Origin of the sequence: Mycobacterium genavense ATCC 51234 (genome assembly GCF_000526915.1) — a bacterium.
Lineage (GTDB): Bacteria > Actinomycetota > Actinomycetes > Mycobacteriales > Mycobacteriaceae > Mycobacterium > Mycobacterium genavense.
The window spans coordinates 107,308-126,031 of sequence record NZ_JAGZ01000004.1 but is presented as its reverse complement, the minus strand read 5'-3'; the positions used below and the strand labels follow the sequence as shown (position 1 = coordinate 126,031).

At 67.2% G+C, this 18,724-nt stretch carries 9 protein-coding genes and 7 pseudogenes; 12 read left to right on the top strand and 4 right to left on the bottom strand.

Annotated features, from left to right (window positions below):
- Positions 1-34 precede the first annotated feature (34 nt).
- Positions 35-2,208: pseudogene (locus T428_RS27250) on the top strand (acyl-CoA dehydrogenase family protein).
- Between the two features lie 131 nt (positions 2,209-2,339).
- Here T428_RS27250 and T428_RS34410 read toward each other — a convergent pair.
- Positions 2,340-2,612, bottom strand: coding sequence for a hypothetical protein (locus T428_RS34410; RefSeq protein ID WP_025736507.1), 273 nt, complete (start codon positions 2,610-2,612; stop codon positions 2,340-2,342).
- 569 nt (positions 2,613-3,181) lie between these two features.
- Between T428_RS34410 and T428_RS0110905 the strand changes: the two genes are divergently transcribed.
- A complete protein-coding gene (locus tag T428_RS0110905) occupies positions 3,182-3,553 on the top strand; it encodes a hypothetical protein (protein WP_025736506.1) in 372 nt (123 codons plus the stop codon).
- 11 nt (positions 3,554-3,564) lie between these two features.
- Here T428_RS0110905 and fadD2 read toward each other — a convergent pair whose 3' ends face one another.
- Positions 3,565-5,244: a long-chain-fatty-acid--CoA ligase FadD2 gene (gene fadD2 / locus T428_RS0110900; protein ID WP_025736505.1), complete on the bottom strand. Its 1,680-nt coding sequence runs from the start codon at positions 5,242-5,244 to the stop codon at positions 3,565-3,567.
- Between the two features lie 57 nt (positions 5,245-5,301).
- Between fadD2 and T428_RS27245 the strand changes: the two are divergent.
- The 10 genes and pseudogenes from T428_RS27245 (at position 5,302) to T428_RS0110845 (ending at position 15,748) form a co-directional block, all read left to right on the top strand.
- A pseudogene (locus tag T428_RS27245) lies at positions 5,302-6,539 on the top strand (DNA polymerase domain-containing protein).
- Between the two features lie 218 nt (positions 6,540-6,757).
- Positions 6,758-7,756 (top strand): ABC transporter substrate-binding protein, encoded by a 999-nt coding sequence (locus tag T428_RS0110890; protein WP_025736504.1) that lies wholly within the window; start codon positions 6,758-6,760, stop codon positions 7,754-7,756.
- Between the two features lie 99 nt (positions 7,757-7,855).
- Positions 7,856-8,518, top strand: coding sequence for a 5-oxoprolinase subunit B family protein (locus T428_RS0110885; protein ID WP_025736503.1), 663 nt, complete (start codon positions 7,856-7,858; stop codon positions 8,516-8,518).
- A gap of 15 nt (positions 8,519-8,533) precedes the next feature.
- Positions 8,534-9,418: a 5-oxoprolinase/urea amidolyase family protein gene (locus T428_RS0110880; RefSeq protein WP_025736502.1), complete on the top strand. Its 885-nt coding sequence runs from the start codon at positions 8,534-8,536 to the stop codon at positions 9,416-9,418.
- A gap of 53 nt (positions 9,419-9,471) precedes the next feature.
- Positions 9,472-10,015: pseudogene (locus T428_RS27240) on the top strand (GNAT family N-acetyltransferase).
- Between the two features lie 222 nt (positions 10,016-10,237).
- Positions 10,238-11,646, top strand: a pseudogene (locus T428_RS27235) (nitrate/nitrite transporter).
- A 279-nt stretch (positions 11,647-11,925) separates the two neighbouring features.
- The gene (locus T428_RS0110865; protein ID WP_025736501.1) at positions 11,926-13,323 is read left to right on the top strand and encodes a nitrate/nitrite transporter; all 1,398 of its coding nucleotides are present in this window, start codon (positions 11,926-11,928) and stop codon (positions 13,321-13,323) included.
- Between the two features lie 77 nt (positions 13,324-13,400).
- Complete coding sequence (locus T428_RS0110860) at positions 13,401-14,546, top strand: uroporphyrinogen-III synthase (protein ID WP_025736500.1); 1,146 nt, start codon at positions 13,401-13,403, stop codon at positions 14,544-14,546.
- Positions 14,543-15,276 (top strand): annotated as a pseudogene (locus T428_RS27230) (sirohydrochlorin chelatase). Before T428_RS0110860 ends, T428_RS27230 begins: the two are co-directional and overlap by 4 nt.
- 22 nt (positions 15,277-15,298) lie before the next feature.
- The gene (locus T428_RS0110845; RefSeq protein ID WP_025736497.1) at positions 15,299-15,748 is read left to right on the top strand and encodes a TetR/AcrR family transcriptional regulator; all 450 of its coding nucleotides are present in this window, start codon (positions 15,299-15,301) and stop codon (positions 15,746-15,748) included.
- Here T428_RS0110845 and nirD read toward each other — a convergent pair.
- Positions 15,745-16,100, bottom strand: a pseudogene (gene nirD / locus T428_RS31940) (nitrite reductase small subunit NirD). The gene T428_RS0110845 and the pseudogene nirD sit on opposite strands and share 4 nt — an antisense overlap.
- Positions 16,101-16,114: 14 nt before the next feature.
- Positions 16,115-18,679: pseudogene (gene nirB / locus T428_RS27225) on the bottom strand (nitrite reductase large subunit NirB).
- Positions 18,680-18,724 lie beyond the last annotated feature (45 nt).

The window sequence follows — 18,724 nt, the reverse complement described above, 5'->3', positions numbered from 1 at the left end:
CCGAAACGAACCCGAACGCATGGGAAGGCGACCAATGCCGATCGCGATAACTCCTGAGCATCAAGATCTGGCCGATTCGGTGCGATCCCTGGTGGCGCGGGTCGCGCCGTCCGAGGTGTTGCACGAGGCCATGGAGACGCCGCTGGAGAATCCGCCGCCGTACTGGCAGGCGGCCGTCGAGCAGGGCCTGCAGGGTGTGCACCTCTCCGAGACCGTCGGCGGCCAGGGCTTCGGCCTGCTCGAGCTGGCCATCGTGCTGGCCGAATTCGGCTACGGCGCGGTGCCCGGGCCGTTCGCGCCGTCGGCGATCGCCAGCGCGCTCATCGCCGCGCATGACCCGGACGCCAAGGTGCTGGCCGAGCTGGCGTCCGGCGTGGCGATCGCCGCCTACGCCCTGGACTCCGGGCTGGCCGCCACCCGCAAGGGAGAGGTGCTCGTGATCCGCGGCGAGGTGCGTGCGGTTCCGCCGCGGCGCAGGCGTCGGTGCTGGTGCTGCCGGTCGCGATCGACAGCGGCGACGAGTGGGTGGTGCTGCGTGCCGACCAGCTCGACATCGAACCGGTGAAAAGCCTCGACCCGCTGCGCCCGGTCGCGCACGTGCGGGCCGACGCCGTCGCGGTCGGCGACGATGCCCTACTGAGCACGCTGACCATTCCGACCGCCTACGCGCTGATGTCGACGCTGCTGTCCGCCGAGGCGATCGGGGTGGCCCGGTGGGCAACCGACACCGCATCGGAATACGCCAAGATCCGCGAGCAATTCGGCAGGCCGATCGGCCAATTCCAGGCCATCAAGCACAAGTGCGCGGAGATGATCGCCGACACCGAGCGCGCCACCGCGGCGGTGTGGGATGCGGCGCGCGCGATCGACGAGGCCTCGCCGGACGTGGAGTTCGCCGCCGCGGTGGCCGCGACGCTGGCGCCGGCCGCCGCGCAGCGCTGCACGCAGGACTGCATCCAGGTGCACGGCGGCATCGGCTTTACCTGGGAACACGACACCGGCGTGTACTACCGTCGGGCGCTGATGCTGGCCGCCTGCTTCGGCCGCAGCTCGGACTACCCACAGAAGGTGGTCAACACGGCGACCACCACGGGTATGCGCCCGGTCGACATCGACCTGGATCCCCAGACCAAAAAGCTGCGTGAGGAGATCCGCGCCGAGGTCGCCGCGCTCAAGGCCATGGAGCGAGGGCCGCGGACGGTCGCGCTTGCCGAGGGCGGTTGGGTGTTGCCGTACCTGCCCAAGCCGTGGGGCCGCGCCTCCAGCCCGACCGAGCAGATCATCATCGCCCAGGAGTTCACCACCGGACGGGTGCGACGGCCGCAGGTCGGCATCGCCGCGTGGATCATCCCGTCGATCGTCGCGTTCGGCACCGAGGAGCAAAAGCAACGCTTCCTGCCGCCGACCTTCCGCGGCGAGCTGGTCTGGTGCCAGCTGTTCTCCGAGCCGGGCGCCGGATCGGACCTGGCCGGTCTGACCACCAAGGCCACCCGGACCGATTGCGGCTGGCGCATCACCGGCCAGAAGATCTGGACCGCCGCCGCGCAGTACTCGCATTGGGGTGCGCTGCTGGCGAGGACGGACCCGTCCGCGCCCAAACACAACGGGATCACCTACTTCCTGCTGGACATGCGCAGCACTGGTGTGACGGTCAAGCCGCTGCGCGAGCTGACCGGGAACGCGATGTTCAACACCGTCTACATCGACGACGTGTTCGTGCCCGACGAGTGCGTGCTGGGCGAGGTCAATCGCGGTTGGGAGGTCAGCCGCAACACGCTGACCGCCGAGCGGGTGTCGATCGGCAGCAGCGACGCCAATTTCCTGGCGACGCTGCCCCAGTTCGTCGAGTTCGTCCGCGATGGCCAGTTCGACCAGGTCGCCCAGCACCGGGCCGGGCAGTTGATCGCCGAGGGGCACGCCGCCAAGCTGTTGAACCTGCGTTCGACGCTGTTGACGCTGGCCGGCGGCGACGCCATGCCATCCGCGGCGATCTCCAAGTTGTTGGCGATGCGCACCGGCCAGGGCTATGCCGAGTTCGCGGTGTCCTCGTTCGGCACCGACGCCGCGATCGGCGACCCCGATCAGCTGCCCGGCAAGTGGGGCGAGTACCTGTTGGCCAGCCGGGCCACGACGATCTACGGCGGTACGTCGGAAGTGCAGCTCAACATCATCGCCGAGCGTCTGCTGGGCCTGCCCCGCGACCCGTAAACGAAATCCATGCCGATCCGGGGCCGGTCCCGGATCGGCATGGACGCCTATTTGGTTTGGGGCCACGCCGGCCTAGATATCTGGCAGGACGCAGCCGGCCGGCCCCGCGATCTTGGTGGCTCACCACTTGGTCACCACCACGGGCGCCACCAGTTGCCCCAACCCCAGCCAGGGTGTCCCCAACCATGACCCCAGCCGTGGCCGCCGCCGGGTCGCTCGGGAAAAATGCCCGGGGCCAGCGGCGCGCCGCCGTGCGGACCGGTGGTTTGGAATGTCGTAGCGGGTGCGGGCGCCGGGGCGGCGTTGGCCGCGGGCATCCCGCCGAACAGCATCGCGCCGGCCACCGCGCCGGCGCCGGCAGCGCCAGCAGCCGCGCAGCGGATCGATCGCAGTGAATTCCTCATTGTGAGCTCCTTCCGAAGACCCTTTCCCGACATTCGAAATGCTACGCATGAATTGCTGGGCAAACAATAGAAATAGCGTCATTTTAGGCTGTGAATTGCGTAACAATTAATATCGCCTGGGCAATTTAATTACGTATTCACGCATTTCAGATAATGCGTATTTGCGCTGTTCAGCAGTGCCGTAAATACTGAGGTCAGTAGCCACATCGGCCATATAACGACGATAATCGTGGTCTACTGACGTACTGAAGCACGGATTTGCAGATCTTAGCAGATCATTAATTACGCACCGGGTTGGCGGGAGTATTTCGCGCAATATGTTTAGTTTCCATGCTGCCACACGAGTGCGCCGCAGACAAAGCTGACCGGGCACCGACGATTCCGGCCAGCTAATGGCTTCAATTTGAGCTGACGGCGCCGCTGGTGGTGGCCCGGTCGGACCCGCCCCCGCGGCGTTGCGCCGTAACACCCGAACCCGCGCGCCGCGACTTACGCTGGTGTCAGTGAGACAATCAAGCGCGGAAGCACTGATTTACTGATTGTGACCCACGGGAGGGACGGTCGCCCCAGTGAGCTTCAACCCCGGCCACAGCGGGCCCGGCGCCGGCGCGTTCCGCGGGCAGATGTCCGCCACGACACCCGCTGGCGACGGCACGCCGACCGAACGCCTCACCGGTTTCCGGCAGCCACGCCCCCGGCGAATAGCCGGCGAGCGGTCACGGTCCACCGGCGAGACACCCCGCATCCAACGCACGCGCCGCACCGTCGACCCCTGCGCCGCCACCCACCGCGCCCTCGACATCTGGCAGCGGGAAGCCGCCGACCAGCTGGGCGTCGCCCGGGTCACCGGACAAGAGGTGCTGACCGCGCTGATCGACCAGTTGCTGGCCGACCCCAACCTGGCAGCGCAGATCATCCAGGCCATTCAGGACCGGCGCTAAGGTCCGTCCCGCTAGTCGACCTGCATTTCGCGCAGCTCGCGCTTGAGGATCTTGCCCGTCGGGTTGCGCGGCAGTTCCTCGAGGAAGATCACCTCGCGCGGCACCTTGTAGCGAGCCAGGTGGTCGCGCACATACCCCTTGATGGTGTCCTCGTCGACGGCGGCGCCTTCCTTCCGCACCACGAACGCGCGCAGCCGGTGGCCCCACTCCTTGTCTTCCACGCCGATCGCGGTGGCCTCGATCACCTCGGGGTGCCCGCTGATCAGGTCCTCGACCTCGGCGGGGAACACGTTCTCGCCGCCGGAGACGATCATCTCGTCGTCCCGCCCGCTGATGTACAGCAGGCCGTGTTCGTCGAAGTAGCCGACGTCTCCCGAGGACATGAGGCCGTCGATGATCTGCTTGTGCCCGCCGCCGGTGTAGCCCTCGAACGGGAAGGCGTTGCCGACGAAGATCCGCCCGACGTCGCCCCGGGGTACCTCGTTGCCGTTGTCATCGAGGATCTTGACCTTCACGCCCTTGACGACCGGCCCGACCGTCGACGCATTGCGTTGCAGGTCCTCGGGCCGCGCGATCGTCGCGAACGCGATCTCCGTCGAGCCGTACATGTTGTAGACGACCGGACCGATGTCCTTGAGCGCGCGGGTGGCCAGCTCGGCACCCAACTGGGATCCGGACACGAAAATGATCTTCAGGCTGGACAGATCGGGCTTGGGGTCCGTCTTTTCCAGGGTGTCGAGGATGCGCGACAGCATCACCGGCACCACGACCATGGCCGTCACCTTGTGCTTCTCGATGTCCTCCAGCACCAGCGGCGGCTTGAACTTGCGCCGCAGCACCACCGTGGATCCCAGGAACATCGCGATCGTGGCGTGCAGATAGCCGAGCGCGTGGAACATCGGCGCCGGCAGTGAGGTGACCTCGTTCGCCTTGAACGGGACGTGCGACAGGATGCCGCCGACCGGTGCCAGCGTGGGCGGGGTGCTGCGGTTCGCGCCCTTGGGCGTCCCCGTCGTTCCGCTGGTCAGGATGATGATCGACGCGTGCTTGCCGGCCTTGGGTGCGGGTTCATTGCTGCTGCGCGCGATCAGGTCGGCCAGCGTCTCGTCGGTGCTGCCGGACGGCTCGTCGCTGTCCGGGTTGGTCCCGAGCGCGCGCAGCTTGCCCAGCTCGGGCTCGGCCTTGCTGACCGCGTTGGTGTATTCGTCGTCGTAGATGATGATCTTGGCGCCCTCGCGCTCGGACACCTCTTTGATCTGCGGCCCGGAGAATTCACTGTTGAGCAGGATGATGCGGGCGCCGGCCCGGGCCGCGCCGTAGTTGGCGATGACGAACCAGCGGTGGTTGCGGGCCAGGATGGCGACGCCGTCGCCGGCCTTGACGCCCTTGGCGATCAGGCCGTTGGCCACCGCGTGGGCGGCCTCGTCGAGCTCGCGATAGCTGAACTCGCCGTCCTCGTCGATCAGCGCCGCGCGGTCGGGCGTGCGCCGGGCGTTGAGCGAGGGCAACATGCCGAACTCGCCCCACTTCGCGATGTCGGCCGCCATCGCCGCGGTCTTGAGGGGCGACTCCAGATTGAACGCGCCCGCCTCGAAGATCTTCCGCACGTAGTGCAGTTCCGCCGAACCACGTTCGACGTACTGCTGGACCTTGGAAACGGCTTGCCCGGGCAGGCCAGGGAGGTTAAGCATAACCTCACCATATGTGACGCGGGTCGCAACGCGGCCAGAAAATTCTCGCGGAATACGATGAATCCCATGGCCGGTCCGGTGTCATTGGAGGTTGCCGGACACGAAGTCACGATCACCCACCCGGACAAGGTCGTGTTCGAAGCGCGCGCGGAGACAGGGCCTTACACCAAGCTCGACCTGGTGCGCTATTACCTGTCGGTCGCCGACGGAGCGTTGCGGGGCGTGGCCGGCCGATGATCCTGAAGCGCTTCGTCAAGGGCATCGGACAAGAGGCGGTGTTTCAGAAGCGCGCGCCGACGAAGCGCCCGGACTGGGTCGACGTCGCCGAACTCCACTACGCGCGGGGCACGTCGGCTGCCGAGACCGTCATCCACGACGCCGCCGGGCTGGCGTGGGCGTTCAACCTGGGCTGCGTGGACCTCAACCCGCACCCGGTGCTCGCCGACGACCTCGATCACCCCGACGAGCTGCGGGTCGACCTGGACCCGATGCCCGGGGTGGACTGGCGGGGAATCGTCGACGTGGCGCTGGTGGCCCGCGAGGTACTGGAGGACTACGGGCTGACCGCGTGGCCCAAGACGTCGGGATCGCGGGGCTTTCACATCTACGCCCGCATCGCGCGGCGCTGGGAGTTCCGTCAGGTCCGACTGGCCGCCCAGACCGTGGCCCGCGAGGTCGAGCGGCGCATCCCCGAGGCCGCGACCAGCCGGTGGTGGAAGGAGGAGCGCGAGGGCGTCTTCGTCGACTTCAACCAGAACTCGAAGGACCGCACCGTCGCGTCGGCCTACTCGGTGCGGGCCACGCCGGATGCCCGGGTGTCGACGCCGTTGCACTGGGACGAGGTCGCCGGCTGCCGGCCGGAGGCGTTAACCATCGAGACCGTCCCCGAGCGGTTCGCCGAGCTGGGCGACCCGTGGGCGGGGATGGGTGACGCGGTCGGCGACCTGGACCGCCTGCTGATGCTGGCCGAGGAGATGGGCCCGCCGGAGCGGGCGCCCCGCGGCTCGAAGAAAAGCTCCGACGGCCGCCGGCAGTCGTCGATGCCGCTGATCGAGATAGCCCGCACCAAGACCAAGAACGAGGCGATGGCCGCGCTGGACACCTGGCGCGACCGCTACCCCGCCGTCGCCGAACTCTTGCAGTAGGCCGACGTGCTGGTCGACGGCATGCGCGGGCCGAGTTCGATTTGGTACCGGATCCGGATCAACCTGCAGCACGTGCCCACCGACCAGCGCCCGCCGCAGGAGAAGCTGATCGCCGACTACAGCACGTGGAACAAGGAGGGGCAGCGGTAGACATCGCCGGCTTCCCGGCCGGGCACCGCGGGTCCGAAAGAATTGCCCCATGCCTGACCAGCCCCCGGGTTTGCGGGAACGCAAAGCTCAAGCCCCGTCAGGCAATCCGGGCGCGGGCGATCTATCGGGACTTCGTCGTCCCCGGCGATGCCGCTGCGCTGCGCGACAAAACCGTGCGGCGATGCAGGTCAGGGTCAGCGGCGCGATACTCTCACGCGATGCGACAGGGATCGAATCGGCGGGGGTTCTTGCGCCTCGCCGGTGCCGCTGCGGCAGCCGCGGCAGCCGGGGCGGCGGCGGGCTGCTCCGGCCCCAAACCGCCGGCCGGCGCTCCAGGCGCCGAGGGCGTGACGATCACCCATTTATTCGGCAAAACCGTTATCAAGGCGCCACCCAAGCGCGTGGTGAGCGCCGGCTTCACCGAGCAGGACGACCTGCTGGCGCTCGGCGTCGTACCGATCGCGATGACCAACTGGTTCGGTGACCAGCCATTCGCGGTGTGGCCGTGGGCCCAATCCAAACTCGGCGGCGCACAACCCGTCGTGTTGAACCTGGACAACGGGATTCCCGTCGACCAAATCTCCGGCCTCAAGCCCGATTTGATCGTCGCCATCAACGCCGGCTTGGACGCCGACACCTACCAGAAGCTGTCCGCGATCGCGCCGACTGTCGCGCAATCCGACGGCGACGCCTTCTTCGAGCCGTGGAAGGACCAGGCCACCGCGATCGGTCAAGCGGTGTTCCAGCCCGACCAGATGAAGGCGCTGATCGACGGCGTCGACAAGCAGTTCGTCGCCGTCTCCCAGAACCACCCGCAGTGGATAGCCAAGCGCGCCTTGCTGATGCAGGGCAGCCTGTTCCGCGGATCGGTGGTCGCCACGGCGGCGGGCTGGCGAACCGACTTCCTCAACCAGATGGGGCTGGTGATCGCCGACAGCATCAAGCCTTTCGTCAACGGTCACCGCGCGGTCATCCCGCGCGACCAGATCAAGACGGTGCTCGATTCCGCGGACGTGGTGATCTGGACGACCGAGAGTCCCGACGAGCAGAAGGCGGTGCTGGCCGACACCGAGGTGGCGGGCTCGCAGGCGACCGCGCAGAACCGCCACGTCTTCACCACCAAGGACCAGGCCGGTGCGATCGCCTTCGCGTCGCCGCTGAGCTACCCGGTGGTCGCCGATCAGCTGCCCCCGATGATCGGCAAAATCCTCGGATAGCCCAGCCTCTTTGAGCATTCGGTAAGGCCGCTCTGGCAGTGCTCGAAAATCCCGCCTCGGGCCCTTTGCCTGCGCGGATTCCGAAGTTACCGTGCAGTAATGAGCGTGACGGATCTCCCCGCGGACGTGTCGACCGAGTTGGTCGGCAACGTCGTTCTGGACTATGGCGACCAAGCGCTGCTGGTGCAATGTGGCAGCACCGCAGAGGTATTGGCATGGGCGGACACGTTGCGTGCGACGGCACTGCCGGGTGTGCTCGACATCGTGCCCGCCGCCCGCACGGTGCTGGTCAAACTCGACGGCCCGCGCTATCAGGGTGTGGTCCGACAGCGACTACGCAAGCTACGGATCACCGCCGATACCGCGGCTCCGGCCGAGCGCACCGCCGACGCGGTGATCGACGTCGTGTACGACGGTCCCGACCTCGCCGAGGTCGCCAACCACACCGGGCTGACGACCACACAGGTCGTCGACGCTCACACCGAGACGCTGTGGCGAGTCGGATTCAGTGGATTCGCACCGGGTTTCGGGTACCTCGTCGACGGCGACCCGCGCTTGCGGGTGCCGCGCCGCGCCGAGCCACGCACCGCGGTACCGGCCGGCTCCGTCGCACTCGCCGGCGAGTTCAGCGCGATCTATCCACGCCGCTCCCCCGGCGGCTGGCAACTCATCGGCCACACCGACGCGGTGCTGTGGGACCTGACGCGGTCGGATCCGGCGTTGCTGACGCGGGGCATGTGGGTTCAGTTCCGGGCCGCGTAACGCAAGGAGGATGCCGTGCCGACACTCGAAATCCTGCGCACCGGACCGCTGGCCGTCGTCCAGGACCTCGGCCGTACCGGACAGGCCCACCTCGGCGTCGGGCGGTCCGGCGCCGCCGACCGCCGTTCACACAAGCTCGCCAATCGGCTGGTCGCCAACCCCGACGACCGCGCCACCGTCGAAGTGACCTTCGGCGGGTTCGCGGCCCGGGTGCACGGCGGCGACATCGACATCGCGGTGACCGGTGCCGACACCGACCCTTCGGTCAACGGAATCAAGTTCGGCACCAACAGCATTCATCATGTCCGCGATGGCCAAGTGATCTCGCTGGGCACCCCGCGGGCCGGCCTGCGGACCTACCTGGCGGTACGCGGCGGCATCTCGGTGGAGCCGGTGCTAGGCTCGCGCAGCTACGACGTGATGTCGGCGATAGGCCCGGCGCCGCTGTCCCCCGGCGACCAGCTGCCGGTCGGCGCCCACACCGACGAGTACCCCGAACTCGACCAGGCGCCCGTGGCGGCCATCAGCGCCGACACCGTCGAGCTGTTGGCGGTGCCCGGGCCGCGCGACGACTGGTTCGTCGATCCCGACGTCCTGGTCCACACCGACTGGGTGGTGTCCGATCGCAGCGACCGGGTCGGGATGCGGTTGGTCGGCCGTCCGCTGCAGTACCGCTTCCCCGACCGGCAGCTGCCCAGCGAGGGCGCCACCCGGGGCGCAATTCAGGTGCCGCCCAACGGATTACCGGTAATCCTGGGACCCGACCATCCGATCACCGGCGGTTACCCGGTGGTCGGCGTGGTGATCGACGAGCACATCGACAAGGTCGCCCAGGTGCGGGCTGGCCAGGGCGTGCGGCTGCACTGGGCTCGGCCGCGATTGCCGATGGGCAGCCGTTAGACATCGGGTGTTGTCCAGGTACGGGCCCGGCGACAAGGTTGTAGACAGGGAGGGTGCGCACCCAGGTCCACACCGCACGCTTGGTTCACACTGCGGATCTCGACAGCGATACACGGCAGCGCGTCCACCACATGGTCACCGACGCCTTCGCGGGTAATTTCACCGAGAACGACTGGGAGCACGCGCTGGGCGGCATGCACGCCCTGATCTGGCATCACGGCGCCATCATCGCGCACGCCGCGGTGGTCCAGCGCCGGTTGATCTACCAGGGCGACGCGCTGCGCTGCGGCTACGTCGACGGGGTGGCGGTGCGGGAGGACCACCGCGGCCGGGGGCTGGTGCACACGCTGCTGGACGCGGTCGAACAGGTGATGCGCGGCGCCTATCAGCTGGGAGCATTGAGTTCATCCGTGCGGGCCCGCGGCCTGTATGCGGCGCGGGGCTGGTCGCCCTGGACCGGCCCGACCTCGGCGCTGACCCCGAGCGGTCCGATGCGCACGCCCGACGACGACGGAACGATATTCGTCTTCCCGGTCACCGTCGAGCTGGACACCGCCGCGGGGTTGATGTGCGATTGGCGCGGGCGACGTCTGGTAGGTGTGCTCGAAATCGTGCCTACGCCAGCGCATTTCATCACATCGCGGTCGGCTACACTGTGAGCTGTCGTGGCGTCTGAAGGCCCTTTTTGTGGTGCACGCCACACTGTTTGACTGCCTCACACCTGCCGCCGCCGCAAGTGAGCGGAAATTCACGCCCGGATCATTGCGGGCATCGCTCGGGCAACAATGGATTTCTAGCGTTATCGCCATGAAACTCGCCCTGGGCCGTCCACATGTCCTGTCGAACTGGGACCCCGAAGACACGGCGGCCTGGGAGGCCGGCAACGACAAGATCGCCCGCCGCAACCTGATCTGGTCGGTGATCGCGGAGCACATCGGCTTCTCGGTATGGTCGCTCTGGTCGGATGGTGCTGTTCATGCCGGCGTCGGTTTACGGCTTTTCCGCCGGCGACAAATTCCTGCTCGGCGCCACCCGCCACCCTGGTCGGGGCGTGCTTGCGTTTCCCGTACACGTTCGCCACCGCGAAGTTCGGCGGGCGCAACTGGACGGTGTTCTCCGCGCTGGTGCTGTTGATCCCGAGCGTCGGCACGATGGTGCTGCTCGCCCACCCCGGTCTGTCGCTGTGACCGTATCTGGTGTGTGCGGCACTGGCCGGCCTGGGCGGTGGCAACTTCGCGTCGTCGATGACGAACATCAACGCATTCTACCCGCAACGCCTGAAGGGCTGGGCGTTGGCAATCAACGCCGGCGGCGGCAACCTCGGTGTGCCGATGGTTCAGCTGGTCGGCCTGCTGGTGATCGCGGCCGCCGGAAACCGCCAGCCATACTGGGTGTGCGCCATTTACCTTGTGCTGCTTACCATTGCCGGCATCGGCGCCGCGCTGTACATGGACAATCTGGCGCACTACCGCATCGATACGTCCACCATGCGGGCGGTGCTGTCCGAGCCACACACCTGGGTGATCACACTGCTCTACATCGGCACGTTCGGCTCGTTCATCGGCTTCTCGTTCGCGTTCGGCCAGGTACTGCAGATGAACTTCGCCGCCAGCGGCGAGAACGCCGCGCAGGCTTTTCTGCATGCCGCCCAAATCGCTTTCCTGGGGCCGCTTTTGGGATCGGTCACGCGGGTGTACGGCGGCAGGCTCGCCGACCGCATCGGGGGCGGCAGGGTCACGCTGGCCGTCTTCTGCTCGATGATCTTGGCCGGCGGAATACTGGTTGGCGCAAGTACTTTCGGTAGCCACGGCGCGGGCCGGACTTCTAATTCCACGATGGTCGGATTTGTGATCGGCTTCGTGGCGCTGTTCATTCTGTCCGGCATCGGCAATGGTTCGGTGTACAAGATGATCCCGTCGATCTTCGAGGCGCGTAGTCATTCGCTGCAGATGGGCGAGACCGAGCGCCGGCAGTGGTCGCGCTCGATGTCTGGTGCACTGATCGGGCTCGCCGGAGCGGTCGGCGCGCTCGGCGGCGTCGGCGTCAATCTCGCACTGCGGCAGTCGTACCTGCACAGCGACACCGCCACATCGGCGTTCTGGGCCTTCACGCTGTGCTATGTGGCGGCCTCGGCACTGACCTGGGCGGTCTACGTCCGTCGTCCGCTCGAGGTGATGGCACTGGAGGCGGGCGCGGCCACATCGGGTGTCGGGCTGGCCACCGTCTAGCCGCGGTATACGCCCCATGGCGCACGGGCGCGCCGCCAATATCGACTCAGCGATTTGCCAGATAACTGGGATTCAACTTACAGCCGATATTGACCCGAATGAGTTGACGCAAATCGGGTCCGAATGTGAGCATCGGAACCAAGGCAGGGCATACCTCATCAATTCGGGGCGTCCCCACGGGCATTGATGCCAGACTCACCACAGCTCTTCCCAGTAATGGGTTGAACTGCTTGGCGCCCACACGATTTCGACCACTCATTGACGAAAGGCGCAGATCGCATGGGCCGCAACCACCAGATCACCGATTGGAATCCCGAGGACACCGAGGCCTGGGCGGCCGGCAACGACAAAATTGCTCGCCGCAATCTGCTGTGCACGATGGCGGGTGATCATGTCGCCTTCTCGATCTGGACCCTGTGGTCGGTGCTGGTGCTGTTCATGCCGATGTCGGTCTACGGTTTCCACGCCAGCGACAAGTTGCTCCTCGGTGCCGTTGCCACGCTGGTCGGCGGGTGCGTGCGCATCCCCTACACGTTGGGTATCGCCAGGTTCCGCGGCCGCAACTGGACCGTGTTGTCCGCGTTCGTGCTGCTGATCCCGACCGGCGGCACGATCGTGCTGCTGGCCAATCCCGGGCTGCCGCTGTGGCCGTATGTGGTGTGCGCGGCGCTGACCGGCCTGGGCGGCGGCAACTACGCGGCATCGCTGGCCAACGTCAACGCGTTCTACCCGCAGCGGCTCAAGGGCACCGCGCTGGCGATCAACGCCGGCGTCGGCAACCTTGGTGTCGCGGCGATCCAATTGGTCGGCCTGCTGGTGCTGGCCACCGCCGGTCACCAGGCTCCCTATTGGGTGTGCGCGGTCTACCTGGTGTTGCTGACCGCGGTCGGAATCGCCGCGGCGCTGTTCATGGACAACCTGGACCACGGCGTCGAGCCCGCCCACATCCGCTCGATCCTGTTCGATCGCGACACCTGGGCGATCTCGCTGCTCTACATCTGCACGTTCGGCTCCTGGATCGGGTTTTCCTTCGCCTTCGGTCAGGTGCTGCAGGTCAACTTCGGGGCCAACGGCGAAAGCGCCGCGCACGCGTCGCTGCACGCGGCCCAAATCGCCTTCGTCGGGCCGCTATTGGGCTCGCTGGCGCGGATCTACGGCGGCCGGCTGGCCGACCGCCGCGGCGGGAGTCACGTCACGTTGGACGTGTTGGTGGGCATGATCGCCGGCGCCGGCTTGCTGGTGGGCATCAGCACCGTCGAGGACCACAGCGGCAGCACGTCGTCGGGCGCGGTGGTCGGCTACGTGATCGGGTTCATCGTGCTGTTCGTGCTGTCGGGAATGGGCAATGGCTCGGTGTTCAAACTGATTCCGTCGGTGTTCGAGGCCCGCAGTCGCTCGCTGGACGGCAGCGAAGCGCAGCGCCGGCAGTGGTCGCGGGCGAAATCCGGCTCGCTGATCGGCGTCTGCTCGGCGGTCGGCGCGCTCGGCGGCGTCGGAATCAATTTGGCGCTGCGCGAGTCTTACCTGCGCAGCGGCACCGAGACGGCGGCGTATTGGGTGTTTCTGATTTCTTACATCGCGGCGGCGTTCCTGACGTGGACGAGGTACCTGCGCCGTCCCATATCTGCGCAGGATGTGCCGGATTCAGTGCTCACAGCGGAGCCGGCGCAGGTGTGACGATCACCGCAACGTGGGCAATGCGTCAGCAATCGTCAGGTAACGCCGCGGAAACGTCGCGGGCATACACAGGTCGTATGGATCAGCCCGACTCAGCACCGCTAACCGGTTACCGGGTAGCGGTCACGTCGTCGCGCCGGTCCGAGGAGTTGTGCGCGTTGCTGAGTCGTCAGGGCGCCGAGGTCTCCAGCGCGGCCGCGATCAACATGATCGCGCTGCCCGAAGATGAAGAACTGCACAGCAATACCGAAGGCGTGATCGCCAATCCGCCCGACATTCTGGTAGCCCACACCGGCATCGGGTTCCGCGGCTGGGTGGCCGCGGCCGAGGGCTGGGGATTGTCCAATCAGCTCATCGAGTCGCTGTCTAAGGCGCGAGTCCTGGCGCGCGGGCCGAAGGTGACGGAGGCGCTCCGCGCGGCCGGTCTGCACGAAGAATGGTCGCCGAAATCCGAATCCTCCCAAGAGTTGCTCAGGTACCTACTCGAGTCGGGGGTGGCCGGCGCGCGGATCGCGGTCCAATTGCACGGCGCCGCCGACGCCTGGGACCCGTTCCCGGAATTCATCGGGGGGTTGCGCGCCGCCGGTGCCGAGGTGGTGCCCATCCGGGTGTATCGATGGAAGTCGACCGCGATCGGCGGCAACTTCGATCAACTGGTCACCGGGATCGCGCGGCGCCAGTTCGACGCCGTCAGCTTCACCTCGGCGCCTGCCGCGGCGGCGGTTCTCGAGCGCAGCCGCGACTTGAATATCGAGGATCAGGTGATCGAGGCGATGCGCACCGACGTGCACGCGATGTGCGTCGGCCCGGTGACGGCCCAGCCGTTGCACCGCAAGGGTATTCCGACGTCGGCACCCGAGCGGATGCGGCTGGGAGCGTTGGCCCGCCACATCGCCGAAAAGCTGCCGGTGCTCGGATCGGCCAATGTGACGGCTGCCGGCCACGCGATCGAGATCCGCGGAAATCGCGTACTGGTCGACGGTTTGGTCCAGTCGCTGTCCGGGTCCGGGATGGCGGAACTGCGCGCGCTGGCGCAACGCCCGGGCGACGTCGTGGCCCGCGGCGAATTGCTGCAAGTCCTGCCCGGCAACAGCAACGATCCACATGCGGTCGACACCGCGGTGCTGCGACTGCGAACAGCGTTGGGCGACACGAACATTATCGCGACGGTCGTCAAGCGCGGTTACCGGCTCGCGATCGACGAACCGGTGGGAACGCCATGAGCCTCATCCTTGCCGCACACGGCACCCGCCGGCCGGGCGGTGTCGCGATGATCGGCGACCTGGCCGCGCAGGTCGGTAGGCAGCTGGGCCGCACCGTGCGGCTCGCCTTCGTCGACGTGTTGGGCCCCACCCCCAGCGAGGTGCTCGCCGACGTCGGGGGCGGGCCGTCCTGGTGCCCGCGTTCTTGTCGCGCGGCTATCACGTCCGCTCCGACGTGCCCGCCCACGTCGCGGCCAGCGGGCATCCCGATGTCATCGTCACGCCAGCACTGGGCCCCGACGGTGAAATCGCTCGGATCGTGGCCGACCAATTGCTGACATCCGGTTGGCGACACGGTGATTCGGTGATCCTCGGGGCGGCGGGAACGTCGGATCCCATCGCCCGCGCGGATTTGCACACCACCGCGACGCTGTAGTCGGCGCTGATCGGATCGCGAGTCACCCTGGGATTTGCGGCCATTGGCGATCCGCAGATCGCCCAGGTCGTCGAGATGGCGCGGGCCGGTGGTGCGCGCCGCGTCGCGATCGCGTCCTATCTGCTCGCCGACGGACTGTTCCAGGAGATACTCCGCAACTGCGGTGCCGATGTGGTCAGCCGGCCGCTGGGCACCCATCCGCGGTTGGCCCGCCTGATCGCGAACCGATTCCGCAGGGCGGTGCCGGTGGCGACCCGGCATCCGGTGCGCAATTACCGGCTGGGCGCGTCGACGCGCGCGATGCTTGATCTTTGATCCCGCGGGCGATCCTGGCATCATGCCCAGTCGCGACGAGCCATCGCGGGGGCTCTTCGACCCGGTCGCGAAGATGCTGCGGTTGTCATTCGGCACACCGGAATTCATCGACCGAATCATCACCGGCAGGGTCAACCAGGTCGGCCGCCGAACGCTCTATTTGCTGATCACGACGTGGGATGCGGCCGGCGGCGGCCCGTTCGCGGCCAGCGCGATCGCGTCCACCGGGATGGCCAAGACCGCCGTGGTTGTGCAAAGCATGTTCATCGGACCGGTTTTCGGCCCGTTGCTGAAAATGCTCGGCGCCGACAAGGCCGCCGTGCGCGCGTCGTTGTGCGCCTCGCAGCTGGTCGGCCTCGGCATCATGCGCTACGGGGTGCGCTCCGAGCCGCTGCACTCGATGCCGGTCGACGCCCTCGTCGACGCGATCGGCCCGACGATGCAGCGCTACCTGGTCGGCGACATCGGCTAGCCGGCCAATCGCGCGATCTGGATCTTTCCGTCGTCGGTGATGCGCACCTGGTACACGGCACCGAAACCCGCGGATCGTCCAGGCACAGACCGTCTTCCAGCGCGAAAGCCTGCTTGAGGATCGGTGATTGGACCGTCGCGCGGCCGCCGCGGTCACCGACGATGCCGCGCGAGATCACGGCCGCGCCGGAGAACGGGTCGACATTGCCGACCGCGTGCACCGACCCGTCGTCGAGGCGGAACAGCGCCGCCTGTGAACCGTCGTCGAGCAGCACGCCGACGCCGCGACCCGGGATGAGGTGGTCGTAACGGCACGCGGTGGTCCAGACCTGGATGTCGTTGAGAATTGTCACGCTGCCTCCTGAACTCACGAACGGACTCGCGGCATGCCAATGGACACAGGGATTTTGCGTCCGGCATGCTCGGTGAATTGGACTGTCGAATCGATTTCGTCGGGTGCGTTGACGAAGGAGACAAACCGCGAGAGCTTGTCCGGATCTTCGAGCACGCCCTTCCACTCGCACTGGTAGTTCTGCACGTGCCGCTGCATCGCGGCCTCAAATTCCTCGGCCAGCCCCAGGGAGTCCTCGCACACGACCTCACGCACGTGATCGAGGCCGCCGTCCAAGGATTCGACCCACGGCGCGGTGCGCTGCAGCCGGTCGGCGGTGCGGATGTAGTACATCAGGAACCGGTCGATGTAGCGGACCAGCGTCTCGGTGTCGAGGTCGCTGGCCAGCAGCTGGGCATGCTTGGGAGTCATGCCGCCGTTGCCGCCGACGTAGAGTTTCCAGCCCTTTTCGGTGGCGATGACGCCGACATCTTTGCCGCGCGCCTCGGCGCACTCCCGCGCGCAGGCCGAGACGCCCATCTTGATCTTGTGCGGGGCCCGCAGGCCGCGGTAGCGCAGCTCCAGATCGATGGCCAGCTGCACCGAATCCTGCTGGCCGTAGCGGCACCGGTCGGTGCCGACGCAGCTCTTCACCGTGCGCAAGGCCTTGCTGTAGGCGTGGCCGGATTCCATACCGCCGTCCACCAGCCGCTTCCAGATCTGTGGCAGCTGGTCCACCCGGGCGCCGAACAAGTCGATCCGCTGCCCGCCGGTGATCTTCGTGTAAAGCGCGAAGTCCTGGGCGATCTGACCGATCAGGATCAGGTGCTCGGGCTTGATGTCGCCGCCCGGCACCCGCGGCACCACGGAGTAGCTGCCGTTCTTCTGGATGTTGGCCAGGAAGTGGTCGTTGGAATCCTGCAGCGAGGCCTGCTCGCCGTCGAGGATGTGGTCCGAACCGTTCGAGGCTAGGATCGACGCGACCACGGGTTTGCAGATGTCGCAACCCTTTCCGCGGCCGAAGCGCTCCAGCAGACCGGAGAAGGTGCGGATCTCGGTGGCCGAGATGATCTCGAAGAGCTCCGCACGCGACTGGCTGAAGTGCTCGCACAACGCCTTGGACTGCGCGACGCCCTCAGCCTCCAGCAGCTGCTTGAGCAGCGGCACGCACGAACCACACGACGTGCCGGCCGTGGTGCACGACTTCAGCGACGCAACGTCACTGCAACCGTCGGCGATCGCGCACTTCAGATCGGCCTTGCTGACGTTGTTGCAGGAGCAGATCTGCGCCGCATCCGGAAGCGCGCCGACACCCAACGCCGAACCGCCGCGGGAGCCCTCCGGGGTGATCAGCGCGAGTGGGTCGCCCGGCAGCTCGCTGCCGACCATCGGCCGCAGCACCGTAGCTGGATGCGTCACCCACCAGCACCCCGCCGAGCAGGGTCTTGGCGTCGTCGGAGAGCACCAGCTTGGCGTAGGTGCGGTTCACCGCGTCGTTGATGGCGACCTCGAGGCAGTTCTCGGTAGCGCCCATCGCGTCGCCGAAGCTGGCGACGTCGACGCTCAGCAGCTTGAGCTTGGTGGACAGGTCGGCTTTGGGGAACTCCGCAGCACCACCGAGCAGCCGGTCCACCACGACCTCCGCGGACGTGTAGCCCGGTCCCACTAGGCCGTAGCAGCGCCCGTCGATCGCGGCGACCTCGCCGATCGCGTAGATGTCCGGATCGCTTGTGCGGCAAGACAAGTCGGTGAGCACTCCGCCGCGCTCGGCGAGTTTGAGCCCGGCCGCCGCGGCCAGCTCGTCGCGCGGCCGCACACCCGCCGCAAAGATCACCGGACCGGCCTCGATCACCTCGCCGTCGGTCAACCGCACCCGCGTGGCCACCGAACCGTCCGCACGCGGGACGGATTCGATCGACTCGGTGCCCGTGCCGACGTGTACGGCAATCCCGAGCTCGGTGATCATCCGGGCCAGCAGCCCGCCGCCGGCCTCGTCGATCTGTCGGGCCATCAGGCGCGGCATCATCTCAATGACGTGTGTTTCCAACCCAAACTGGCGCAAAGCGTTGGCGGCTTCCAGTCCCAGCAGGCCGCCGCCGATCACCACACCGGCGGCATTGTGACCGTCGTCACGGGCGAGCTCGGCGGCGGCGCGGATCGCGTCGAGGTCGTCCAGCGTGCGGTAGACGTGGCAGGCGGGCAGGTCGTGTCCGGGCACCGGGGGGGCACGAAGGCATAGGACCCGGTGGCCAGGATCAGCACGTCGTAGCCGTGCCGTGCGCCGTCCGCGGTCACCACCGACTTTGTCGCACGGTCGATTTCGGTGACTCGCGCGTTCAGCAGCAGCCGCACCCGATCGTCGCCGGGGTAGTCGTTGCCGGGCAGTGCCAGCAGGCTGCGGTCCCAGCTCTCGGTGTACGAGGTCAGTCCGACGCGGTCGTAGGCGGCGTCGGCCTCTTCGGCCAAAACGGTGATGCGCCAAGCCCCGTCGGTGTCGCGGGCGCGCAGCGCCTCGACGAAACGGTGGCCCACCATGCCGTGCCCGACCACAACCAAGTGACGGGCAGCACACTGCGTGCGCGGGTCCGGGGCTGAGGTCATGCCATGAGATTAGGGGGCAGAAATTACGGAAAATTCGCCGAATGT